22 protein-coding genes and 3 pseudogenes are annotated in these 24128 nt (G+C 51.7%); 14 read left to right on the forward strand and 11 right to left on the reverse strand.

The window, feature by feature from the left end; genetic code table 11:
* Window position 1: 1 nt before the first annotated feature.
* The 13 genes and pseudogenes from MPHASIOC01_RS00215 to MPHASIOC01_RS00275 all read left to right on the forward strand — a co-directional run bounded on the left by MPHASIOC01_RS00215 (window position 2) and on the right by MPHASIOC01_RS00275 (window position 11524).
* Window positions 2-4387 carry an RHS repeat-associated core domain-containing protein gene (locus MPHASIOC01_RS00215; protein WP_353613688.1) on the forward strand — a complete coding sequence of 1462 codons (4386 nt, stop codon included), beginning with the start codon at window positions 2-4 and terminating at the stop codon, window positions 4385-4387.
* Window positions 4388-4397: 10 nt separating this feature from the next.
* On the forward strand, window positions 4398-4748 hold the full coding sequence (locus tag MPHASIOC01_RS00220) for a hypothetical protein (RefSeq protein ID WP_110028265.1): 351 nt from the start codon (window positions 4398-4400) through the stop codon (window positions 4746-4748).
* A gap of 286 nt (window positions 4749-5034) precedes the next feature.
* Window positions 5035-5148, forward strand: a pseudogene (locus MPHASIOC01_RS00225) (HNH endonuclease); the annotation flags it as partial.
* Window positions 5149-5255: 107 nt separating this feature from the next.
* A complete protein-coding gene (locus MPHASIOC01_RS00230; protein ID WP_353613689.1) occupies window positions 5256-5606 on the forward strand; it encodes an SMI1/KNR4 family protein in 351 nt (116 codons plus the stop codon).
* A gap of 114 nt (window positions 5607-5720) precedes the next feature.
* A complete protein-coding gene (locus MPHASIOC01_RS00235) occupies window positions 5721-6032 on the forward strand; it encodes a DUF805 domain-containing protein (protein ID WP_353613690.1) in 312 nt (103 codons plus the stop codon).
* Window positions 6033-6060: 28 nt separating this feature from the next.
* Window positions 6061-7552, forward strand: a pseudogene (locus MPHASIOC01_RS00240) (RHS repeat domain-containing protein); the annotation flags it as partial.
* On the forward strand, window positions 7552-8028 hold the full coding sequence (locus MPHASIOC01_RS00245; protein ID WP_353613691.1) for a hypothetical protein: 477 nt from the start codon (window positions 7552-7554) through the stop codon (window positions 8026-8028). The pseudogene MPHASIOC01_RS00240 and the gene MPHASIOC01_RS00245, both read left to right, overlap by 1 nt.
* A gap of 406 nt (window positions 8029-8434) precedes the next feature.
* A complete protein-coding gene (locus tag MPHASIOC01_RS00250) occupies window positions 8435-8914 on the forward strand; it encodes a hypothetical protein (protein WP_353613692.1) in 480 nt (159 codons plus the stop codon).
* 131 nt (window positions 8915-9045) lie between these two features.
* A pseudogene (locus MPHASIOC01_RS00255) lies at window positions 9046-9351 on the forward strand (ADP-ribosylglycohydrolase family protein); the annotation flags it as partial.
* Window positions 9352-9452: 101 nt separating this feature from the next.
* A complete protein-coding gene (locus tag MPHASIOC01_RS00260; protein WP_064597340.1) occupies window positions 9453-9764 on the forward strand; it encodes a DUF805 domain-containing protein in 312 nt (103 codons plus the stop codon).
* Between the two features lie 100 nt (window positions 9765-9864).
* Window positions 9865-10128, forward strand: coding sequence for a helix-turn-helix transcriptional regulator (locus MPHASIOC01_RS00265; RefSeq protein WP_064597342.1), 264 nt, complete (start codon window positions 9865-9867; stop codon window positions 10126-10128).
* 191 nt (window positions 10129-10319) lie between these two features.
* A complete protein-coding gene (locus tag MPHASIOC01_RS00270) occupies window positions 10320-11300 on the forward strand; it encodes an Rpn family recombination-promoting nuclease/putative transposase (protein WP_405027747.1) in 981 nt (326 codons plus the stop codon).
* Window positions 11301-11323: 23 nt separating this feature from the next.
* Entirely contained in the window at window positions 11324-11524 is a 201-nt protein-coding gene (locus tag MPHASIOC01_RS00275) for a hypothetical protein (RefSeq protein ID WP_353613694.1), read from the forward strand.
* Window positions 11525-11910: 386 nt separating this feature from the next.
* Here the strand turns inward: MPHASIOC01_RS00275 and MPHASIOC01_RS00280 are convergent, their stop codons facing one another.
* The 4 genes from MPHASIOC01_RS00280 to MPHASIOC01_RS00295 form a co-directional block, all read right to left on the reverse strand.
* Entirely contained in the window at window positions 11911-13209 is a 1299-nt protein-coding gene (locus MPHASIOC01_RS00280) for a histidine-type phosphatase (protein ID WP_353613695.1), read from the reverse strand.
* Between the two features lie 240 nt (window positions 13210-13449).
* Complete coding sequence (locus MPHASIOC01_RS00285) at window positions 13450-14643, reverse strand: amino acid aminotransferase (protein ID WP_353614989.1); 1194 nt, start codon at window positions 14641-14643, stop codon at window positions 13450-13452.
* 27 nt (window positions 14644-14670) lie between these two features.
* On the reverse strand, window positions 14671-15285 hold the full coding sequence (locus MPHASIOC01_RS00290; RefSeq protein ID WP_036113768.1) for a YitT family protein: 615 nt from the start codon (window positions 15283-15285) through the stop codon (window positions 14671-14673).
* Between the two features lie 250 nt (window positions 15286-15535).
* Window positions 15536-16015, reverse strand: a complete 480-nt coding sequence (locus tag MPHASIOC01_RS00295) for an Lrp/AsnC family transcriptional regulator (RefSeq protein WP_036113765.1) — start codon at window positions 16013-16015, stop codon at window positions 15536-15538.
* 1264 nt (window positions 16016-17279) lie between these two features.
* On the opposite strand from MPHASIOC01_RS00295, the gene MPHASIOC01_RS00300 reads away from it, so the two are divergent.
* Entirely contained in the window at window positions 17280-17492 is a 213-nt protein-coding gene (locus MPHASIOC01_RS00300; RefSeq protein WP_064597349.1) for a DUF1471 domain-containing protein, read from the forward strand.
* A 245-nt stretch (window positions 17493-17737) separates the two neighbouring features.
* Here the strand turns inward: MPHASIOC01_RS00300 and MPHASIOC01_RS00305 are convergent, their stop codons facing one another.
* Genes MPHASIOC01_RS00305 through MPHASIOC01_RS00335 form a run of 7 tightly spaced genes read right to left on the reverse strand, consistent with a single transcriptional unit; the run spans window position 17738 to window position 24043 of the window.
* Complete coding sequence (locus MPHASIOC01_RS00305; protein ID WP_353613696.1) at window positions 17738-19834, reverse strand: flagellar biosynthesis protein FlhA; 2097 nt, start codon at window positions 19832-19834, stop codon at window positions 17738-17740.
* Window positions 19821-20954, reverse strand: coding sequence for a flagellar biosynthesis protein FlhB (flhB, locus tag MPHASIOC01_RS00310; protein WP_064597352.1), 1134 nt, complete (start codon window positions 20952-20954; stop codon window positions 19821-19823). The genes MPHASIOC01_RS00305 and flhB overlap by 14 nt, the downstream gene beginning before the upstream one ends.
* Window positions 20954-21730 carry a flagellar biosynthetic protein FliR gene (locus MPHASIOC01_RS00315; protein ID WP_064597354.1) on the reverse strand — a complete coding sequence of 259 codons (777 nt, stop codon included), beginning with the start codon at window positions 21728-21730 and terminating at the stop codon, window positions 20954-20956. Before MPHASIOC01_RS00315 ends, flhB begins: the two co-directional genes overlap by 1 nt.
* A 2-nt stretch (window positions 21731-21732) precedes the next feature.
* The gene (gene fliQ, locus MPHASIOC01_RS00320) at window positions 21733-22002 is read right to left on the reverse strand and encodes a flagellar biosynthesis protein FliQ (RefSeq protein ID WP_353613697.1); all 270 of its coding nucleotides are present in this window, start codon (window positions 22000-22002) and stop codon (window positions 21733-21735) included.
* A gap of 4 nt (window positions 22003-22006) precedes the next feature.
* On the reverse strand, window positions 22007-22750 hold the full coding sequence (gene fliP, locus MPHASIOC01_RS00325) for a flagellar type III secretion system pore protein FliP (RefSeq protein WP_064597359.1): 744 nt from the start codon (window positions 22748-22750) through the stop codon (window positions 22007-22009).
* Entirely contained in the window at window positions 22747-23148 is a 402-nt protein-coding gene (gene fliN, locus MPHASIOC01_RS00330) for a flagellar motor switch protein FliN (protein ID WP_064597361.1), read from the reverse strand. The genes fliP and fliN overlap by 4 nt, the downstream gene beginning before the upstream one ends.
* Window positions 23141-24043 (reverse strand): FliM/FliN family flagellar motor switch protein, encoded by a 903-nt coding sequence (locus tag MPHASIOC01_RS00335; protein WP_197499267.1) that lies wholly within the window; start codon window positions 24041-24043, stop codon window positions 23141-23143. The genes fliN and MPHASIOC01_RS00335 overlap by 8 nt, the downstream gene beginning before the upstream one ends.
* Window positions 24044-24128 lie beyond the last annotated feature (85 nt).

A 24128-nucleotide genomic window follows, 5' to 3' on the forward strand; every position in this document is an offset into this window, starting at 1 on the left:
AATGAGTGACAACCACGCAGCCCGCCTGGGCGATGACATTATTCACACCACGCTGCTGGCAGATATCATCAGTACCGTGGCTGAAGTAGGCACCTATGCGCTGATGGGCGCGGTTGTTGGGGTTGCTGTTACGGCAGCGGCACCCCTGCTCGGTGGTGGTGCGTTGAGTGCGGCAGTGGCCAGCGTGGGGGCGGCAGCTTCGGGAGCAGCAGGTGCTGGTGCGTTGGGTTGTGTGTTATCCGGCGTAATGGGTGGGGTGCTGGCGAATGTAACCGGTCTGGCCGATGAAATTAGTTCATCCGCCACTGCACTGGGCAACCTGATCTCACCGCCCTCCCCGGCCGGGAAAATCAGCTCCGGCTCCGGTAATGTGAATATCAATGGCAAGCCAGCCGCCCGTGCGGCGGGAAAAGCCACACAATCAGCGAAGCAGGAAGAGCCGGATTCGGGTATCAACTTCCTTGATATGGCGGCGGGTGTACTGGGGTTTGCCAGCTCAGTGGCAGCGAATATGTGGCAGCCCACAGTCGCAGGCGCAGATGCCAACACCAGCTCTTTACCCCTGGACACCATTAACTGTGAAAAACACTCCCCGCAGGAGTACCTGGCGGAAGGCTCCAGCAATGTGTTTATCAACGGGCAGCCAGCCGTGCGGGCCAGTGACCGCACAACCTGTGACGCCACCATTTCCACCAGTGTGTCGCCCGATGTCACCATCGGCGGCGGCACACTGACGGTGCGCCCAATCCACAGCGGGAAATTACCGGGTTTTGACCTGGCCGTAATGGGCATAATGCTGCTGATGGGGCGCCCCAGTAAAGTCCTGCGTAACCTGCCCTGTATTGTGATGTCTGGTGTGTCAGGTATGGGTATCAGTATGCTCACCAGCGCGGTCATGGCGGCAATTAACCCGGTCCATGCCGCCAGCGGCGTGAAAGTGCTGAATGACGATAACGAACTGGATGTGGTGCTGCCGGGGCGTTTCCCGTTCCGCATGCAGCGCGCCTACAACAGCCTGAACCCCCGCGACGGCCTGTTCGGCACTGGCTGGAGCACCGCCTTCGACAGCTACCTGCACATCGACGGTGACCAGGCCACCTGGTATGAAGAAACCGGGCGCGAAGTGCAGTTTACCCTGCCAAAACCGGACAGCATGCTGCTCAGCCCGGCCGAAGGCGTTCTGGTGCGCCGCAATGAACACGGCGATGTGGTGATAGGCGACCAGGACAGCAGCCAGTGGCGGCTGTTCAAACCCACCCGAGAGAACCCGTCGTGCCTGAAACTGGCCATGCTGTGTGATGACTACGGCAACAGCCTGGAAATGAGCTACGACGAGCAGGGCCGCCTGGTGCGCATTCATGATGCCGCTGGTGCGGTGGACGTCACGCTGGCCTATACACACCCGGATTTCCCGCGGCGTGTCACCGCCCTGAGCCATTTCGATGGCAACCAGCACTGGCCCCTGATGCAGTGGGGCTATGACAGCCGCGGCCTGCTGGCTTCTGCCACTGATGCCAGCGGCGTCACCCGCCGTGAATACCGTTACAACGATGACCGGTTAATGGTATGGCACCGCCTGCCCGGCGGGCTGGAAAGTGAATACCGCTGGGAAAAACTGGACCACTGGCGCGTGGTGGAAAACCGCACCAGTACCGGGGAACACAGCAAAATCGAATACGACCTGGTGGCGCGCATCACTACCGTCACCCGGGAAAATGGCGCAGTTCGCCGCCACCACTGGAACGCTAACCAAATGGTCACCCGCCTGGAAGATGAACGCGGTGAAAACTGGCTGTTTGAGTGGGATGAGAACGACCAGTTGCTCAGCGAAACCGACCCGCTGGGCAACACCTGGAAATATGTGTACGACATCAATGGCAACCAGGTCCGCGTGACTGACCCGCAGGGCAACGTGCAGTCCACCGAATGGCTGGCGCACCGTGCCCTGCCGGTTCAGGTGACGGACCCGGAAGGCAACAGCACTCGCTACACCTATGACGCACACCACGGCCTGAAAAGCATTACCGACGCACAGGGTGGCACCACCACCGTGCAGCGCGATGAATACGGCCAGGTTATTAGCGAGACGGACCCGAAAGGCGGCCGCCGCCATACCGATTATAACCGTGCCGGGCTGGTGAGCGCGGCAACGGACTGCTCCGGGCGCACCACCCGTTACCGTTACCACCCGCTGGGCTGGCTGCTGGAAGAAACCGCGGCAGACGGCACGGTGACCGGCTACCAGTACGATGCGGCAGGGCGCCCCACCGGGCTGACCCGGCCAGAAGGCTGGCAGGAGAGCCTGAAATGGAGTGCGCGCGGCCTGCCGGAATGGCACCAGACGGCAGACGGCCGCCGTCATGGCTTCCGCTACGATAACGCCGGCCGGCTGACAGCCACACAGGACCCGGAAGGGAACACGGTTCAGCGCGAATACGATGCCCGCAGCCGCCTGGTGGCTCTGCGCAATGAAAACGGCGAGGCATACCGCTTCACCTGGGGCGATGACAACCTGCTGCTGGCAGAAACCGGGCTGGACGGTGTATCCACCCGCTATGAATACGATGCCTGTGGGCGCACACTCCGGCGTACCTTCGCGGCAGGCCATGCGGGCGCCATCGTCCACGGCTTTAGTTATGATGAACGGGGCCTGCTGACGGCCCGCACCAGCCCGGATGCGCGCACCTGCTACCGGTGGTCAAAACGCGGCCAGATGGTGTCTGTCTCCCGCCACCCGGCACTGGGTGACGGGGCTTACAGCGATGCAGCCGAACAGGTGCTGCACTTCGGCTATAACGCGCTGGGGCAACTGGTGAGTGAAGACGGCGACAACGCCACTCTCGCCTGGGAATACGATGAACTGGGTAACCGCACGCAGACCACGCTGCCAGACGGGCGGCAGTTAAAACAGCTCTATTACGGCAGCGGGCACCTGCTGAGCATTGCGCTGGACAGCCTGCCGGTGACCGACTTCACCCGTGATGTACTGCACCGTGAAATCAGCCGTACCCAGGGCGTGCTGGGCAGCCACACCCGCTACGACGCGCTGGGCCGCCTGCAGGCCCGTGATGTGTTCAGCGGTCACCCGCAACGCCCGGGGGACATGCGCTGGCGGCAGCGCTGGGAATACGATTTCCGCAACAACCTGGTACGTGAAGAGCGCAACCGCGACCCGTTCGATGCCTGCCGCTGGTCCTACGACAGCACGGGCAAACTGCAGCAACAGGAAGACAACCGCAGCGGTACGGTAAACTGGCCGCAGGACGGCGCGGGCAACCCGCTGGCACAGAGCGGCGGCGGCCGTGTACTGCACAACCGGGTGACGGAACTGAACGGCATTCGCTGGCGTTACGACATTCACGGGCGCACGGTGGAGAAAATCAGCGGCCAGCAGCGCTGGCGCTACCGTTACGACACGGAACACCGTCTGACAGACGTGGTGAGCGAAACCCGGCACCGCCCGGCGGTGCATGTGAGCTTCCAGTACGACCCGCTGGGCAGGCGCATCAGCAAAACGCGCTGGCAGGTGCGGGAAGAGGGCAGCGAAAGCCCCCGGGTGACGACACGGTTTGTGTGGGAAGGGCTGCGCCTGCTGCAGGAAGTGCACGGCGACATTCCGCTGACCTATGTGTATGCAGACCAGGGGAGCTATGAACCGCTGGCGCGTATCGACGGAATCACCGACCCGGAAATATACTGGTTCCACTGCCAGCCCAACGGCACGCCGGAGCGGCTGACGGACAACGAAGGGCGAGTGCGCTGGGAAGGGCTGACGGGCGCCTGGGGCAAACTGTTACGCGAAGCACCGGTCCATGCGGCAGGCTTTGCACAGAACCTGCGGATGCAGGGGCAGTATCTGGACAGAGAGACCGGTTTGCATTATAACCTGTTCAGGTATTACGACCCGGACAGCGGGCGGTTCACGCAGCAGGACCCGATAGGGCTGGCGGGTGGGCTGAACCTGTACCAGTATGCGCCAAATGCGCAGGGCTGGGTGGATCCGCTGGGGTTGAGTAAGTGTACTCCCGAAAAGTGGAATGTAAATTCTCATCAAAACAATAAAAATGCAGTTAAAGGGCTGAACCTTGGACTGGACTCTCATCACGTAGGACAAAAAAATCTTATGAAAGACTTGGTCGAGGGGTATGATCCTATGACCGCCCCGGCAATATTAGTTCCTCGAGTTGGTCATACTGTTTCGAAAGAGGGCGTTGGTATTGTCTCGAGAAGCAAAATAAATGATAAGACAGGACTACCATTTACTAATGCAAGAGATCTTCTTGCTCGAGATATCAAAGAGTTGAGAAGAGTTTATCCTGAAATACCGAACGAGAAACTAAAGGCCCTTATTGATTTAAATAAAATGATGTACCCTGAATTAAGATAGAGGAGAGTATATGAATCTTGATGAGCAAGTAGTTAATGCAATATTCAAAGAGTTATTTGAGGATAACTCAATCCGTTACAAGCAATCTCTAAAAAAACCAGTTAATAACGATGTGGATGTTTATGCCAGGGCAAGAAATGCATTGGCAAAATTAAGTGATACGGATAAAGATGATATTCTGGATTTTATTGATGTTGTGATTGCTGATAGTGCTTCAGTAATATTCGGCGCGTTTGATGGCACTCATTACCCAGATAATATAGATGGTGACTTTATAGTTAATTACAAGGGTAATGAAATACAAGGTGATCTTCAGGATTTGTTTATAGAAAAAGTAGAGTCTAAAGGGGTTTATAATTAAGGAATACGGAAGAGCTATAATTAAATAGCCCTTCCGTTTTTTTTCTTACCGCTGGTCTTTACATCCCGAACTTCGGCAGGTGTAATTACTCATATCAAAAGTAACATCAACCAGTAAGTTATTAGTGAAAATAATAAAACATACCCTTGGTATACCATTTAATCATGCACTTCCCCCTTATTTTCACGTTGTCCAATTAAAAATACTCATATTGATTAGGCTCCTCTCGAAATGTGGGTTTTGCTAAGGTCGATCGTGCTGTAGGGAATGGGCTAGGAATTCTCGGCCTGAAGGATATACTTGGCATCACCATCAGGATTCTGGATATATGCAATTAGTTCCTAGTGATATACATGATGCAGTAAGACACTCGGGTGGTATTTCAACAAATAGAAGGTAATTTATGGTCGCTATTATTTACTCCAAAACACCTGCAACATTAGAGGATATCTCTGATTTTGAGAAAAAATAAACAGCACTTTACCAAGTGATTATAAGGATTTCTTGATGAAGTATAATGGGGGGCAGCCTCAGCCAAACTCGTTTAGATTTTTTTCTGATAGAAATGATGCATCTTCTGTTGATCGGTTTCTTAGTTTAGGGAAAGAGAAAAATAGTAACCTCTTAAGATATTATAATAATTATCAAGACAGAATTCCATTAGGGTTTATTCCGATTGCTCATGATGCTGGAGGCAATCTTGTTATTATGGGTTTAAAAACAGACAACAATAAAGTTTATTTTTGGGATCATGAATTTGAAGTTGATGAAGGAGAACAGCCAAACATGGATAATGTTCATTTAATTAGTCAGTCATTTTCTATTTTTCTAAATGATCTTTATGAGGAAGTTATTTGATTGAGAGTTAACTGGTAATAGTGTCGGGGGGTGCTAAATCTCCCGATATTTAACTAAATATGTTTTTATGGATTGCGCAGGATTTAATAATGTTTTTAATTCTGCGGACATGCAATGCGTATACTCAAGGCTCTGAAAAAAGGTATTTTCTCCACGTTCAGTTACGAAGGGAGGGATACCCGGTTTGAGTATGGTGTCGTGTTCATTTTTCAGTACCAGTGGTACTTCGGGTGGCTGAGATTATCCTCTGCGGAGGATACCAGCATTATTCTGTTACTGTGTTTTATCCTGCCGTTACTGGACTCTGCGGTTCGCAGAATAAATGACGCCGGTTATTCGCGGTTTGTGATTATTCTGTTGGTGTTTTTCCCTTATATCCTTTTCCCCTTCCTGCTGTTGCCCGCCTCAGTGAATACCAGTAAGTAAGCTCCTGTAACCTTTCAGGTATTCACACGTTACCGTTACCAACCGCTACGACGCGCTGGGTCGCCTGCAGGCCCGTGATGTGTTCAGCGGTCACCCGCAACGCCCGGGGGACATGCGCTGGCGGCAGCGCTGGGAATACGATTTCCGCAACAACCTGGTGCGTGAAGAGCGCAACCGCGACCCGTTCGATGCCAGCCGCTGGTCCTACGACAGCACGGGCAAGCTGCAGCAGCAGGAAGACAGCCGCAGTGGCACAGTGAACTGGCCGCAGGACGGTGCGGGCAACCCGCTGGCACAGGGTGGCGGCCGTGTACTGCACAACCGGGTGACAGAACTGAACGGCATTCGCTGGCGTTACGACATTCACGGGCGCACGGTGGAGAAAATCAGCGGCCAGCAGCGCTGGCGCTACCGTTACGACACGGAGCACCGGCTGACAGACGTGGTGAGCGAAACCCGGCACCGCCCGGCGGTGCATGTAAGCTTCCAGTACGACCCGCTGGGCAGGCGCATCAGCAAAACGCGCTGGCAGGTGCGGGAAGAGGGCAGCGAAAGCCCCCGGGTGACGACACGGTTTGTGTGGGAAGGGCTGCGCCTGCTGCAGGAAGTGCACGGCGACATTCCGCTGACCTATGTGTATGCAGACCAGGGGAGCTATGAACCGCTGGCGCGTATCGACGGAATCACCGACCCGGAAATATACTGGTTCCACTGCCAGCCCAACGGCACGCCGGAGCGGCTGACGGACAACGAAGGGCGCGTGCGCTGGGAAGGGCTGACGGGCGCCTGGGGCAAACTGTTACGCGAAGCGCCGGTCCATGCGGCAGGTTTTGCGCAGAACCTGCGGATGCAGGGGCAGTACCTGGACAGAGACAAATGTGTCGGGAACACATTTGAACAGCGCGTAAGCGCTGGCCCGGAGGGCGAGCCGCAGGGAAGCGGCGAGTAAAACCGGTTTGCATTATAACCTGTTCAGGTATTACGACCCGGACAGCGGGCGGTTCACGCAGCAGGACCCGATAGGGCTGGCTGGTGGGCTGAACCTGTACCAGTATGCGCCAAATGCGCAGGGCTGGGTGGATCCGTTGGGGTTGAGTTGTAGAGGTTCAGATGAGCCTGCGCTTGCTCCTCATGGGCAGTTAAAAAATGATCCACGTCCTGGACAATCTCACCACCTAAATCAGGATGCTGCATATAGGGATATTATTCCTCGTGATAGTGGCGCTGCTATTAAACTGGAAGGCAATGCTTTTACTGAACCAGGTACACCACACTATGAAGCACATAAGTCACTGGAAGGTTTTTGGAACCAATATAGACGTGGTGGAGAATTACAAGGCCAACTCCCAACTAACGTTCAGTATACTCAGGCTTTGAAGCGTTCTCTTGAATCGGCAGGTTTACGGTCAAATCAAGTAAATGCGGCGATACGCTACAGTATACAGAATAGATTGGAACACGGTGCGTTAGGGGGCATGAAAGTGCCAAGAATTCCAGGGCGAATTAATCAGGTGAAGTGATGAAAATATCTCAACAAGCTTTAGATAGGATTAGTAATATTGACTGGTTTGTGAATATTGGAAAAGTGCATAACATTTCTGATGTTTTAACTGAAATCGATGCTCACGAGGCTGCTCTCAAATTATCGGATCCTGAGTGGGAAGATACAACACTTGAAGCGTCTAACAGCATTTCAGCATTTCTCTCATTAAAATACCCTAAGCTTTTTGAAGACTGGAACGAAGTTGCACAGGAAGCAAAAGTTTTCTTTGATGTGAAAATAGCCAAATCCATTTCTGGAATACCTGGTTTTGATGATGAGTTACTGATTCAGTGTGTAAGTTGGGATGTCATTCATTATCTGATTGAAGATTATTATAAGGATAGTTTACGGGGTGAATTATTCTTCGATAAACTTATTTATATATATGAGTCTGGCCATTTACCATGTGGTTGGGAAGGTACATGGCCATCAGGAAGTTTGGTGATTTATTAAAAATACATTAATGAATTAGGTAAAATCCAGAGGAGATTCTGGTGTTCCTTCTAGGGGCAGGGCGTTCCGGCAGAGTGGAGAGCAAAGCTGGCGCAGCATGAGCATATTGTGTCGCTTGCTGACAGGCTGTTTCAGCTGTCATCTTCTTCTGATGCGTAATAATGGCTGGCTACGTATCCAGAGGTGATTGTTATCTCTCCCTTCCTGCTTTCTGACCAGCTCAATAATACCGACATCTTTTTAACTAAGTTAGGTCATGGGTGTTCTATTATAACACAAGCTAGAGCATGCTATGACTCAGAATATATTAATGTTGCTTATGGGCGAGCTGATCCGAATGTGAGTTGCAATTCTTTATTCCAGAAGAATTAAGGTATTTATCGATTCCTGGCAGGGTAGTAGATATATGATTGATTTTAATATTGATATTTCTTCAGGTGAGCTGTTTTTTAATGGTGAGTGTTTGGAGGCTAAAGACCACAGTCGGTGGGTCGCTTCGCCGATTTATGATAAATTTAAAAATGTAAATGAAGCCGATCAAATAATTCCATATCATTATTTGGTTAATAATGTTTTATGGGTGGGGAGAGTTTTTGAATTGACGATTAGGCCTGCATGTTTTGAAAATACTCCATTCATGTTATATTTTGTTAATAAGGGTGGGGGATATTATCGTTCACTATCTAACTGGGAGAAAAGGAGTGATATTAATATGTTGGAATGTGAGGTTGGTGAGCTTTTTAACTGGCTTCTCAATGAGCTTCGCTTATCGGATGATTATGTAAAAATAGGTCATGGTTATAGATGGGAGTTTTCTTGGGGGCGTATCTCAGCCTCTTTCGAAACGAAATCATTTAATTGTGGAATTTATATTAGTTATTATTAATGATGCCCATTTTTACTGTGTTGTTTATCTGGTTTTGAATAAGTGATTCTTTAAATGAATTAAATATGCGCGCCTGATATTGAATGTAATAGCTGAGGTATCAACCCCTCTTTTCACAATGAGTTTGATCCCTTTCAGCCGGAACTTACCGGCATAAAACCCGTGATGAAATCCGTTCCAGTGGCTATGTGATTGATACCCTGGAAGCCGCGCTCTGGGCTGTCTGGCACACCGATAATTTCCGGGATGCCGTGTTGCTCGCCGCCAACCTGGCTGATGACGCAGACAGTGTGGCAGCCACTGCCGGGCAACTGGCTGGTGCACTTTATGGCTGGCAGGGCATCCCGGCAGAGTGGAGAGCAAAGCTGGCGCAGCATGAGCATATTGTGTCGCTTGCTGACAGGCTGTTTCAGCTGTCATCTTCTTCTGATGCGTAATAATGGCTGGCTGCGTATCCAGAGGTGACGGTTATCTCGCCCTTTCCTGCTTTCTAACCTGCACAATAATACAACCATCTTTTTAATACTGCGGACATGCAATGCGTATACTCAGAGTCCTGAAAAAAGGTATTTTCTCCACGTTCAGTTACGAAGGGAGGGATACCCGGCTTGAATATGGTGTCGTGTTCATTTTTCAGTGCCTGTGGTACTTCGGCTGGCTGAGATTATCCTCTGCGGAGGATACCAGCATTATTCTGTTACTGTGTTTTATCCTGCCGTTACTGGCCTCTGCGGTTCGCAGAATAAATGACGCCGGTTATTCGCGGTTTGTGATTATTCTGTTGGTATTTTTTCCTTATATCCTTTTCCCCTTCCTGTTGTTGCCTGCCTCAGTGAATACCAGCAAGTGAATTTTTGATCTTTCTCCCCACTACGTTCCTCGTAGTATCCCTGCATAAAAAACCTTCGTAATATCTTCGTGTACCTCTCATTGCTTACGTTAATAAGGAAATCACCATGCAAAAAGAGAACTGGCACCCGGCAGATATCATTGCAGCACTGCGCAAGAAAGACACCTCAATGGCGGCAGTATCGCGCCGAGCAGGGTTAAGATCCTCAACGTTGTCGAATGCGCTAACCCGCCCCTGGCCGAAAGGCGAATACCTGATAGCTCAGGCAATTGGTGTGCATCCTTCTGAAATCTGGCCGGAGCGTTATTACAAAGATGGCAAGATAATCGACAGAAGCCAGCTAATGCGCCGCCAGGGTGAATAACACCGGAAAAATATTGCCTGCGTGCCTGTGCAGGCAATCAACAAAGCTGGTGCATATTTCACAGGGTATGCACCAGGGCTGCGTACAGGTTCGCAAAAATCCACGAAAGTACGGGTTGTGTAACGAAAAACCATGAACCGGGCAAACAGGCAGTGCTAGCCTGCGCAGGAAACAGACCAGGGATGGAGCAAATGAACAAGGAAACCACCGGGGCGATGCCGCATGATGCCGCATTTCGCCAGTTTCTTACCCAGCCAGAAATCGCACGGGATTTTATGGCGCTTCACCTCCCGCCACCGTTACGGGATGTTTGTGATTTCAGTACGCTGAAACTGGAATCTGGCTCTTTTGTGGAAGATAACCTGAGCCAGTATTTCAGCGATATCCTTTACAGCCTGAAGACGACGACGGGTGATGAAGGCTATCTCTATGTGTTGATTGAGCACCAGTCCACACCAGATAAACAGATGGCGTTCAGGTTATTGCGTTATTCCGTAGCAGCCATGAAACGCCACCTGGATGCCGGGCATACCACATTGCCGCTGGTGATCCCGGTGCTCTTTTATGCCGGGAAACGCAGCCCTTACCCCTACTCCAGCCGCTGGCTGGATGCATTTGCAGACCCGGAGCAGGCGGGCAGGTTGTACAGCCAGCCTTTCCCTTTGGTGGATGTTACGGTAATTCCTGATGATGAAATTGCGCACCACCGCAGTATGGCCGGGCTAACGTTGTTACAGAAACATATTCACCAGCGTGATCTGGCAAAACTGGTGGATAAACTTGCACCAATTTTACTTACTGGCTATCTTTCGTCATCACAGGTAGTTACCCTGGTAAACTATATTTTAAGGGCGGGTGAAGCAGCAGATGCCAGAGCGTTTATTAAGACACTGGCACAACGTGTACCACAACATGGAGAGGCACTAATGACCATTGCACAACAACTGGAACAACTCGGACGTGAGCAGGGTATACGGGAAGGCGAGCAAATCGGGATAAGGAAAGGTGAGGAAATTGGGATAAGGAAGGGCGAGCAAATCGGGATAAGAAAGGGCCAGAAGCTGGCTGTGCACACTTTCGCCAAAACTCTTTTGCAACGTGGCTCGGACCGAAATTTTATTATGGAACTAACCGGCCTCTCGGAAGAGGAACTGGCGCAAATTGACTTCTGATTATTCACCCCTGGAGCAAGACGATGGCAACCATTGCACAACAACTGGAACAACTCGGGCGTGAACAGGGTATACGTGAGGGTGAGCAAATTGGGATAAGAAAGGGCCAGAAGCTGGCTGCGCATAATTTCGCCAAAACCCTTCTGCAACGTGGCTCGGACCGGGATTTTATTATGGAACTAACCGGCCTCTCGGAAGAGGAACTGGCGCAAATTCACTTCTGATTATTCACCCCTGGAGCAAGACATGGCAGCCATTGCATAACAACTGGAACAACCCGGGCGTGAGGATGGGTGGAAGCAGGGTGTACGGGAAGGTGAGCGGCAAGTTGCACTAAAAATTGCCCGGGGTCTGCTTCAGCGTGGCGCTGAGTATCAATTTATTACCGAAGTAACGGGTGTGACACAAGATGATTTAGCGCAAATCGCCCGCACTGGTGATTAACCTGAAGCCTGTTGTGCTGCGCATTCACAAGTAAATGCATAGCTGTGAACCTGCTGATGTTGATGTTGACGCGGCATGTTACCCACCTCAGCGCCTGCGTTTTGGTAAACCGCCTCAGCCCATGAACAGCCCCACCGGCAGGCTGTTCATGGAGAGCAAACGGTTATTACTTAAACACTGCCATATCTTTGCCATCGTCGACCAGTTGCTGGCGCACATGGCTGACAAATTCAGCAAGTGGGCACAAGGTGCCGACATCCGTTTTTTTGCACCATGCGGCCTGGAATTCTGCTTCGGGTAAAGGGTGTTGTGCATTCAGTGGTGAAAGCTGGCGCCACTGGTCCAGAGTACGGGCACTGAATGTAATGCGCACCAGTTGCTCGCCGGTCTGGGTATTTTTGTAGCGGGCCAGGTTAAGGCTGCCGCCGGGGGGAATGTCGTTGCGTGGGTAAACCGGTAACTGCCAGTTAAACCCGAGCATGGTTTGAATTTGGGCAATATTGGTGTCATGGCCAACCAGCATCACCAGTGGGCGTTGCAGTGCCGGGTTAATGGTTTGGCTGGTTGGGTTTTGTGTTCCGGCGGTGAGCGCATTAAGTAGCTGGCGCATCAGAATGGAACCCCCGTGGCGGGCATATTCTGGGGTATCACTCACCAGGTCATATTTCGCGGCATGCAAGGCCATCAAAGCGCTGACTTGCTCTGCGCTGGCGGCGTGGCCAAACGCCACCTGTTCAAGTGGCAAGTTTTCACTGTATTGCAGGCGAATGGTTTCCCCAATTGTTGCCCCTGCAGAAACCGGCCCGCCCAGTTTTACCTTCCCGTTATCACTGATTTTGACTTTCCAGGGTTTATCCAGAAACGTGCAACTGTCTTTATCTGGTGTGCACACCGCCTGGCGCAATAAATCAACGGCAGGCTGATAGCGTTTTGCTGCTTCTTCCGGGCTACCCATGCGTGCCATAACTTCTTGTTTCACCACCGCCATATCCGGGTGTGCCAGCCCCATCTCCAGCGTGTCGAACAGCGGGTCATGTGGGGTGGAAGCGGAATGCACGGCAATACCACAGCCCGGGAACATGCCATCGACCAGTGCCATGCCTGTCGCTTTGGTGCGCTGGTCTGGTGCCGCCCATACCCATACGCTGCCTGGAGTCGGGCAATGCTGTTGTTCTTTCAGGGGTAAACCTTGTGCCAGCCATTGCTTGAGCTGGTAAGCCCCTTGCTGTGCCACGCCCATATAGCCATGCCCGGTTAAAAAACCGTCCGGCACTGTCCATTCAGGCCACGCCTGGCCGGTGGCTTTCTGTAGTGAGGCGCTGTCGGTTTGTGGGCGCACGCCGTGGCGGCTAAGGGTAACCACTTTTTCGAGTACGTACTGGGGGGCTTGAGCGGCACTGGCAACAGGGATTTGGCTGGTTGATACCATCATCAGTAATAGGACATTGACGGTCAGTTTTTTCATAATGCGTTCCTGGTGATAAAAGTATGCAGACTATGCTCATTCCGGATACTGTCAGATAGTGTAGTGAGTCTGTTATCTTTGCATGAAATATAACAACATTTTTTAGTCAGTGAGTGACCCGGGGTTAGTGCATATTCATTCGCCGCAATAGCTAAAATTGTTTGCTGACAAACAAAAAAACCGCCGGGAACCAGCGGGTAAAAACAAGCCAGACCAATAGTTACATTTAAGAAATTGTTATTACTGCACTGCAGCAAATGCCGCGGCAACCGGCACGACATTATTATGGTTAAGCCCGGCCATGCAGACACGCCCACTGGCAATCAAATACACACCCAAATCGGTGCGCAGTTTATCCACTTGCTCCGGGCTGAAACCGGTATAACTGAACATACCGCGTTGTGTCAGCAAGTGGTCAAAACTATGCCCGGGCAATGCCGTTTTCAGTGTATCAACCAGTACCTGGCGCATTTCACTAATACGGGTGCGCATGGCATCCACTTCTGCACGCCACAGTGTGTTCAGTTCCGGGGTGTTCAGCACCATGGAAACCAGTTTCGCGCCATAATTAGGCGGGCTGGAGTAGTTACGGCGCACGGTTGCTTTTAACTGGCCCAGTACGCGGCTGGCGGCAGCGGCATCTTCACACACCACAGATAACCCGCCCACACGTTCACCATACAGTGAGAAGATTTTTGAAAATGAGTTACTGACCAGTGCAGGCAGGCCAGCGCTGGCAATAGTGCGAATGGCGTAAGCGTCTTCTTCAATACCTGCCCCAAACCCCTGGTAGGCAATATCCAGGAACGGAATCAGCTCCCTTGCCTGCAGCACTTCAATCACTTCATCCCACTGTGAATGAGTTAAATCAGCACCGGTTGGGTTATGGCAGCACGGGTGCAGCAGCACAATGCTGTGTGCCGGCAACTGGCGCAGTGTATCCAGCATGGCCGTGAAGTTTACTCCGCGGGTTTCTTTATCGAAATACGGGTAAGTATGCACATTGAAACCTGCACCGGAGAAAATGGCGATATGGTTTTCCCAGGTGGGGTCGCTCACCCACACGTCTGAATCCGGGAAGTAGCATTTCAGGAAGTCAGCCCCAACTTTCAGTGCGCCTGAACCGCCCAGGGTTTGAATTGTGGTGATGCGCCCGGCTTTCAGTGCGGCGTGTTGTTCGCCAAACACCAGGTGTTGCACCGCGCTGCGGTAGGCGTTCAGCCCTTCCATTGGTAAATATACACTGGCCCCGGCAGGGTGCTGTTCTAACAGGCGACGTGCGCGCGCTACCGCTTCCAGTTCAGGAATAATGGCTTTCTCGTTGTAATAAAGACCAATGCTCAGGTTGACTTTGTTTGGTCGTGGGTCCTGGTGAAATTTTTCCATCAGCGACAAAATCGGGTCGCCTGCGTAGGCGTCAACATGCTGGAACAACATTTAATACTCCTGGTTAGTCAGAGGTTACACCGCGTAGCGTCCCGGGCGGTGATTCATGGCAATAATCAGATTCAGCAGTGTGGCGCCAACAATTGAGGCAACCAGCATCGGCAGGCTGACAACGAACAGAGAAGCCGTCACTATGCAGGCATCTACCGCCATCTGGAATTTTCCGGCGCGGATCCCGCTTTTGTCCTGCAAGTAAAGTGCGAGGATATTTACGCCGCCAAGACTCGCTTTATGGCGGAACAGCACCACAAAACCAATCCCCATCATGACGTTGCCAAACAGCGTGGCATAAAACGGGTTGAGCTGGTCGATGTGAATAAAACGGCCATGCAAGTCAGAAAATAGTGAAACCAGTGCGACGGCACAGAACGTCTTCAGGGTGAATTGCATACCCATACGGCGGACAGACAGCCAGTAGAAAGGCAGGTTAATCACGAAAAATGCCGCGCCAAAGGAGATGTGGGTGACATAGTGAATCAGGAAAGCCAGGCCTGCGGTCCCACCAGTGAGTGCGCCAGACTGGCGTAGCAAAACCACACCAAATGAGATCATCAGTGTGCCAAACAGCAAGGCCAGTGCATCTTCCAGCCAGGTGTGGGCGAGTTTATTGGGCGTTATAACGTTATCCATAAGAAATCATGATTTTTCAGTGGAGCAGGATAAGCATAACCAGCAAAAAACACGCCAGAATCACCATGCAAACAGGCTGAATGGTGAATTATTCACCGACATATTCGCTAACATACTGATACATCAGGCATGGTTTTTGCGTACTTTGTGCATATAAAGACTTTTTGTTGGTTGATATGTGCATTTAATTGCTTTTTAGTACACGAATCAGGCTTGCGTGTTGCACCATAATAAAGCGTTATGCCCCGATTCAGGGCAACATGTCACTGCCGGGCATCATCAGGCCGTTTTCCTTCAGGCGGTTAAGTACCACGGACGTTTTCAGGTGGGCAACGCTCTTGTTACGCGAGAGGATCTTACTGATTAAATCGCTCAGGCCTTGCAGGTCCTGAACGGCGACTTTCAGCAGGTAATCGGCATCACCGGTGGTTTTAAAGGCATCAATCACGGCATCGACATCACGCAGCATGGTGTGGAAGCTTTCCACGCAATCAGCGGTGTGGTTCAGCAGGCGGACTTCAATCAGCCCCAGCACTTCGCGGCCCACAGCATCTGGCGCCAGCCGGGCGTGGTAGCCAAGAATGAGTTGTGCCTGCTCCAGTGCGATGCGCCGCCGTGAACACTGGGAGGCCGACAGGCCAATCAGTTCGCTAAGTTCCTGGTTTGTCAGGCGGCCGTTGGACTGCAGCAGGTTGAGGATTTTCACATCAAAGTCGTCGATATTGTACATAAGCCCGGTATCAGCGCAGAAAAAGTGGCTTACAGACTAGCAGTTTTTTCCCTCCGGCGAAGCTTTGCTGTATGTGCATTTTTTGTGCTGCGCCAAAATGGAATTGCTTTGTGCATTTTGGATGATGTTAGTGGGGATGTTTCTGTTCACCTGGACTGATGCGAAGGTTCCGTTCACTTGCAGTGTGGTTGTTTCCGCTCACCTGGACTGATGTGAAGGTCCCGTTCACTTGCAGTGTGGCTGTTTTCCGTTCACTTGAAGTTAAGTGGCTAATGTGGCTGCACAGCCTGTGAACGGGTTAAGGGCCCCGCCCCTTAACAATCCGGTTTTTCGCGGGCGACCGGTGCTGCGCACTGCGTTCACCTCCGGGCAGTCAGCCTGCGGCCGGCTCGACTCGGCGTCCATGCCTCGTTTCGCCTTATTCCGCCGTCCGGGCGGAATAACCTTGTCTTCCTTTCTGCGGTTCACCGGTCTTACGCGAACTGTCCCCGCTGCAAGTAGCGGATAGTTTGTGTTGTGCTGAGTGGCTGTGGGATTTGTGTCTGATATGTCTTTGTGTGTTTTTTGCTGAGATATTACAGGCGGGTGTGGGGTGTGGCCTCTAAATCGTTGAGGCGTGCCTGGCGGGCCGGGGCTGCCTGCAGGACGCAGGCAGAGCGACGGGAGGCAGGAAGCCGACTCGGAGCGGTACCCGAACAGGCCGCCGGGGTAAGCCGAATGTCCGCGAAGCGGCGATTTTGCCGGCCACAAAAGGGGGTGGGGCCAGTGCCCCCTGCGGGCGCCGGGCGCTGGTGGTGAGAAAAAGCAGTGTGATGGACACGGCGCGCAACTGGCTCTGTGCTGGCAGATCATTTTACTGTGGTTGAGTACTGTTTACTGAACCTGTTACCAGTGTGGTGGAAGTTCCGCTCACCTGAAGTGATGCGCTCAATGTGGCTTCACAGCCTGTGAACGGGCAAAGAAAATTCTTTTTGTTAACACTGACGCAACAAGTGGTGCGCAATCGGTTTCGTTGTTTATACCGAAAAAACGTCACATAAGCAGTATAATGCACTGCTATTTAGCGATTTGTGCTCGATCATATTCCATTTATCAGATAACACCTGTTTTTTTGTTATTTTTTCTTTTTTGTAATCAATGAGTAATAAAAACGTGATTTAGATCGCACTTTTTGTCACTTACAAAATAATTAGCAAGCTTATTATACACCCCATCGGAGGCATGCAGCCTTCCACCTGAAAGACCAAATTTAAGGAATATGACCATGAAAAGTATTAAAACTCTTGCTGCTGTTGCCGCTCTTTCTATGATTTCTTTCGCAAGCTTTGCGCAGACAGTTAGCGTAACAGCTAACACCCTTGACGGCGCTGAAGCGAAAATTGCAGCTCAGGCTAAACAGCAGGGCGCTGATTCTTACAAAATCATCGAAGCCTTCAATGGCGACCATGTTCACATGACCGCTGAACTGAACAAGTAACCTATTGAAGTAGCGGAGTTATCCGCTACCTCATGTATTGCCAGATTATTGCCTTTATTGTTTGACCCATATTGTTTGACCCATTACCCGCTGCCCACTGCGAACCGGCAGCAGATAATGTAAGGAAGTGAACTACTCTCTCATTCCTGTCCGTTTTATCCCTGATGTACCTTCAGAGCGACAACGATGTCGCTCTTTTTTTTGCCCGTAATACCACCAACTACCCGCACAATTCCCTTTTGTCATCAGGTCAGGTTACCCACTATCACCAGCTCACACTCATCGGGCACTTCGTTATAAGAAAGTACATGTAAACCAGAAGCAAATAACCGCGCGTAGCGTGCTATCACCGGGCGTAATTGTGGTGCCACCAGTAAAACAGGCGGCAGGCGTTTTGCTTTCATCTGCTCCTGCACCATCGGCAGGGTTTGCTGCAACTGAGACAAAATATTGGGGTCGACCGGGAAACTATCCAGTGCGACTGTACCCCCAAGCTGTGCCTGGTTCAGGGCACTCAGCAACATGGTTTCCAGCGCATTATCCAGCGTCCAGGCGGATAACCCCGGGCGCTCACCGTTAATCTGGCTTATCAGCGCACGGCGCAACGCATAACGCACATCGGATGTAAGCAACAGCGGGTCTTTTGTCAGGGCTGTGCTTTCCAGCAAGGTGGCGGCAATACTGACAATATCTTTCAGGGAAACCTGCTCAAGTAATAACTGGCGGTACACTCGTAACAGCAACGAATAATTAAGTGCCTGAGCCAGGTCCTCGGCCAGTTTAGGCGCGAGATTCGCAAGGCGTGAATTAAGGTGAGTGATGTCATCGTAATTGAACAGAGCAGGTAAATGCTCACGCGCCAGTTTGTTAACATGGGTTGCTACAACACTTGCGCAATCTACCACCTGGTAGCCTAACTGCAGCGCCTGTGCTTTTTGCTCCTGGGTAATCCACACTACTGCCATGCCATAGGCCGGGTCAGTATCCAGCACACCATCAATCTCACCATACAGGTCCGCGCCGGGTATCGCCATCAGCTTATCTGCGTGTACCTCACCCGTCCCGGCATGTACCCCATTGATATACACCGCATATTGCGCTGGTTTCAGGCGAAAGTTTTCCCGAATCCGAATTTCTGGCAACAACACCCCGCTCTGTTCTGAAACTACCTGGCGCACACCACGGATACGCTGGCTCAGCGGGCTGGTTCCACTGGAATCAATCAAAGAAACCAGCTTATACCCCAGGTTCAGGCCAATGGGTTCAACCACCGGAATCGTTTCCCAACTCACGTCTGGCGTGGTGTCGGGTGCCAGTGCTGACTGCACTTCTGCTATATCTGCTTCGCTGTCAGCTGGTGTGATACGCCGCCCCTGACGCCAGGCAGCAAACAACAACAACGCGGTAAAACTCAGAAACGCGATGTGGGGCATACCTGGCACTACTGCCAGGATAAACATGACAAACGCCGCGGTGTAGAGCACCTTCGGGTTGGCCAGCAACTGGTTTTTCACTTCGTGGCTGACATCATTCCCTTCACTGACCCGGGTGACAATAATGGCGGCAGAAGTCGCCAGCAGTAACGAAGGGATTTGTGCGACCAGCCCATCACCAATAGTCAGCAGTACATACTGGCGAAACGCCATGGAAGCACTGAGATCGTGCTGAAAAATCCCGATGCTCACCCCACCAATCACGTTGATGACCAGAACCATGATCCCGGCGATGGCATCCCCGCGCACGAATTTGGACGCGCCGTCCATTGCGCCGTAGAAGTCCGCTTCTTTGCCCACTTCCTGGCGGCGGGTACGGGCCTGTTGCTGGTCAATCAGCCCGGCGTTCAGGTCGGCGTCAATCGCCATCTGTTTACCGGGCAGAGCATCCAGTGTGAAGCGTGCAGAAACTTCAGATATACGCTCAGCCCCTTTGGTCACCACCACAAAGTTGATGATCATCAGGATCATAAAAACGACGAAACCCACAACAAAATCACCGCCGATCACCACCTGGCCAAAGGCTTCAATCACTTTACCGGCAGCCCCTTCACCTTCATGGCCTTTCAACAAAACCACGCGCGTAGAAGCAACGTTCAGCGTCAGACGCATCAGAGTGGTAATCAGCAGCAGTGTCGGAAATATCGCGAAATCCAGCGGCCGCCGCATATTCACCGACACCAGCAGCACCATCACCGCCAGCACAATATTGAAGGTAAACAGGATATCCAGCACCATGGGCGATAAGGGCAGAATGACCATTGCCAGGATACTGAGCAGGAGAACGGGAACCCCGATTTGTGCCTGGCGTAACGCCGCCACAGCAGGTGTTAACTTACTGCTCGCCATAAGATTGTAATACCTCTTTGGGAAGGGAAATTTGACGGTTGAGATAAGGTTGTGTTGCCTGCCCGGCGCGCCAGGCTTTTATCTGCATGACATAGGTCAGTACATGAGCAATAGCCCGGTATAAGGTTGCCGGTATTTGTTGGTTTACTTTGGTGGTGTAATACACCGCACGCGCCAGAGGCGGAAACTCAACGATTTCCACCTGGTTTTCTTGCGCCAGCTCGCGAATCACCCGTGCGATGTCATCTGCGCCTTTGGCGACAATCCACGGTGCCTGTGCCTTTTCCGGATCATATTTCAGAGCAACAGCAAAGTGTGTCGGGTTGGTTATCACCACATCGGCGGTGGGCACAGTGCGCCGCATTTGCCCCATTGCCATTTGCCGTTGCAACTGGCGGATACGGCCTTTGATTTGCGGGTTGCCATCATTGTTTTTGTGCTCTTCTTTTACTTCCTGTTTGGTCATTTTCATCTTTTTGGTAAACAGGAATTTGCTCAGCGGAATATCCAGCACGGCAAACACCACCATCACGGCGATAAACCACACCAGTACGCTATACAAAATGGCGAACCCGCGCTGAATACCCTGCAATAAATAGAGGCGTTGCAGGTGCAGCAGGTTGTCCATTTCGCTTAATACCATGGCGTAAATCACGCCCAGAATAATGGCGCATTTCAGGATCATCTTGCCCACGTCAGACAGATGGCTGGCGGCGAAAATACGTTTTATCCCACTCATTGGGCTGAGCTTTTTAAAATCTGGCTTGAGTTTGCTTAATGCCACATTCCACCCGCCTGGTACCAGGCTTGCCGCCATACACACCAGCGGGATGGGTAACAGAGAAAAAATCACCCGCAGCAATACCCAGATATTGACCTGAGCAAACTGTTTTAATGCTGCCGGGTCGTGGGTTTGCCCGGCCAGGCTTTCAATAGCGGCGAAAGATTCCCCCACCAGGCTCCGGTACCAGGGCAGGCAGGCACTGATAACAACAAATGACGCCACCAGCCCGGCGGCCGTAGTCATATCTTTTGAGCGGGGAAGATCCCCTTTTTCACGCGCCTTGCGCAGCTTGCCCGGGGTGGGTTTTTCGCTTTTATCGCCTGAGGAACTGCTCATCAGTACGTCCTTATCGCTTCCAGCTTTGCCAGAATTTCATTGGTGAGGTTGAGGTAGTGTTCCGGGATATTGCTCATCATCATGGCAACGCACAGCAGCCCGAAAAGCATGCTCACCGGAAAACCCAGCGAAAACAGGTTCAGTGTGGGCGAAACACGGTTCAGCAGGCCAAAACCCCCCTGCACAATCAGCATCACAAACGTGGTGGGCAGAGCAATCAGTGTGGCAGAGGCCATGATCCAGCCCAGGCTCTCTACCAGCATCATCAGTGTGGGTGTGTTAATCGCCTGTCCAGGAGGCCAGTAAATAAAGCCTTTGAATAAAATGGTGACCACCAGCAGGTGCCCGTCCAGGGAAAAAAACAGTAATGCACAGAAGATGAAAATGACCTGGGAGATAACGGTGGTTGAGCTGCCATTCACCGGGTCGCTCATCATTGCCATCCCCAGCCCCATATTCATTGAAAGGATGTGCCCGGCAGTTTGCAGTGCAACAAAAACCAGTTGCAGCGCCATGCCAAATAACACACCCCACAGAATTTGTTCCCCTACCAGTAGCAGTGTGTGCAGGCTGAAAAAAATCCCCGGTAGTGGGTAAGGTGGCAGCATGGGCCCCATCACTGCGGTTAACGCCAGTGCCAGCGCTATTTTGCTGCGCCGGGAAAACGCCTGGTTATCCAGCACCGGGCAGAACTGCAGGAGTGCCAGAATGCGTACAAACGGCAGCACCAGCAGCAACAGGCTGTTCATCAACTGTTGAACTTCAGCACCAGACATCGTCAGCCCACCAGCGCAGCAGCCTGGTGGAATATTTCCACCGTGAAATCGGCCAGTCGGGTCAGCATCCATTTCCCGGCAACAATCAGAATGGTCAGCGTAACCAGCAGGCGCGGCAAAAAGCTCAGCGTCTGTTCGTTAATCTGTGTCGTGGCCTGAAAGATGCTCACACACAACCCGACCAGCAGGCCTGGAACAATCGCCACGGCAGCAATCAGTAATACCAGTTGAATACCCGAGGCCATCACATCCCCGGCGAGATCCATATTCATTGCGCTACAATCCTTGTACGCTGGCGGTAAGCGTCCCCACCATTAATGTCCAGCCGTCACACAAAACAAACAGCATCAGCTTGAACGGCAGTGAGACAATCAGCGGCGAGAGCATCATCATCCCCATCGCCATCAAAATGCTGGCAACAATCAGATCGATCACCAAAAAGGGGATATAAATCATGAAGCCTATCTGGAAGGCGGTTTTGAGTTCGCTCAGCAAAAATGCCGGGGTAACCACTGTCAGATCCTGCTCTGTGGCGTCGCCCTGGGCCTGTGCAATAGTCATTATTTGCCCCATTGCTTTTTTGTCGGTTTGCGCCAGCATAAACTGGCGTAACGGCGTGGCTGCCCGGGTTAACGCCTGTTGCAATGAGATTTCATCGTTCTGGAAAGGTGTAATTGCTTCCTGATGTACAGTGGTCCATACCGGGCGCATAACCAGTAATGTCAGCGCCAGCGCAATACCGGTCAGGATCTTATTCGGCGGGCTTTGCTGTAGCCCCAGCGCCTGGCGCAGAATGGCCAGTACAATAATGAAACGGGTGAAGCTGGTCATCATCAAAACCATGATGGGCAGCAGGCCCAGCAAGGTCATCATTATCAGAATTTCGATATTAACGTGGTAATCCTGGCCCGAACCGTTATCGCTGGTGCTGAATAAAGTTATATCGCCGCCCGCAGCCAGCGCGGGCAGGGCAAACAGAGTGGCGGCCAGCACGGGTAACGCTAAATACCAACGCTTCATGATGCCAGCTCGCCTAAATCGTGGCTGTTAAATTCCACAATACGCAGACCGTACTTGTCATTAATCACCACCACTTCGGCTTTCCCGAAAGGAATACCATTTACCTTGATATCCAGAGGGTCGCCCGCCAGTTTATCCAGCTCAATCACACTGTTGCCATCCACCTCCATCAGGTCAGCCAGGGTGACATCCACTGACGCCACTTCCAGAGTCAGCGTCACCGGAATACGGCTGAATAATGCCATCTTGCGCCGCTGTGCCGCGTTATCCGCCACCGGCTCCTGCCCCTGTAAATCAAGGCGCAGGTTGCCTTCAACCCGGTCTTCCATTGGCAGCTCACCCAGGTCGATATCACTAAAATCCAGTGGCATCTCCAGTCCGTTTTCTAAATCAGTCATGATGTTTCTCAATCAGGTTGTCATTAAAATCGCAAAAAAAGAGTTTCCCGCGTTCCTGGGCAATGCTGGCAGTCAGGATTTGCGCCTTATTCACAAACACTGGTACGGGTTCATTGAGCGCAATGGGAATAATGTCTCCAGGGCGGATTTCAGCCATCTGGGCGACGGTAATAGTCATACCCGTTAGTTTGCCGTTTAGCCGCACTGGCATATGTGAAACCAGGTGTTCAAGCGCCGCAGGAGGCCGGAGAACAGCGCCAGGGGATTGCGCAACAGAACCACTACGCAGGCGCTGTAATAAACGGTCAACCAGTGCGTTATCCAGCAACAGCCTGAAACACCCTTGCTGGTAACCATCCATTTCCAGTTGAATACACCCTGCCCATTGATGAATAATGGCGCCATGATCTTGTTCGGGCTGAATATCCACCCCAATAAGCGTGTTATCCAGCACCAGAGAAATAATGTCCTGGGCGATTTTATTTTTCAGCCGCTCCTCTGTTTTGGTCACCGGAAGCGTAATTTCTGTTTGTTCATGATCAGTTGATGAATGATGTTGGGTGTCATCATTTAGCCCATAGTAATCATTAAGAATTCTCAGCAATAACGGGCGCTCAATATCGAAACCCACATGGCCATAACCGGTGGAATAAACCTGTGCAGGGCGATGGTCTTTTCCTGGCAAGAAGTTGAGCGCAGCCAATGAAACATTTACACGTAATTTTTTCAGAAAATAGATACTGAGCTTTGCATCCAGAATCTCAAAATTATCATTTAACAATGCAGGTAACTTATGCCAGGGCTTGCCCAATTTGCTGGCGTCGAGGTAAACAAGAGGTTCTACCTCACTCACCTGATGAATCTTTATTCTTTTGCGAAACATGTCCTTGTTCATTGATACTGTCCTTACAGGCCGTAACCCTTGCATTCCATGTGAAATATATCCTGGCTTGTTTAACTTCTTGCCGTGAAGTGCCGCT

Origin of the sequence: Mangrovibacter phragmitis, assembly GCF_040429585.1 — a bacterium.
In the GTDB taxonomy this organism is placed as follows: Bacteria; Pseudomonadota; Gammaproteobacteria; order Enterobacterales; family Enterobacteriaceae; genus Mangrovibacter; species Mangrovibacter phragmitis.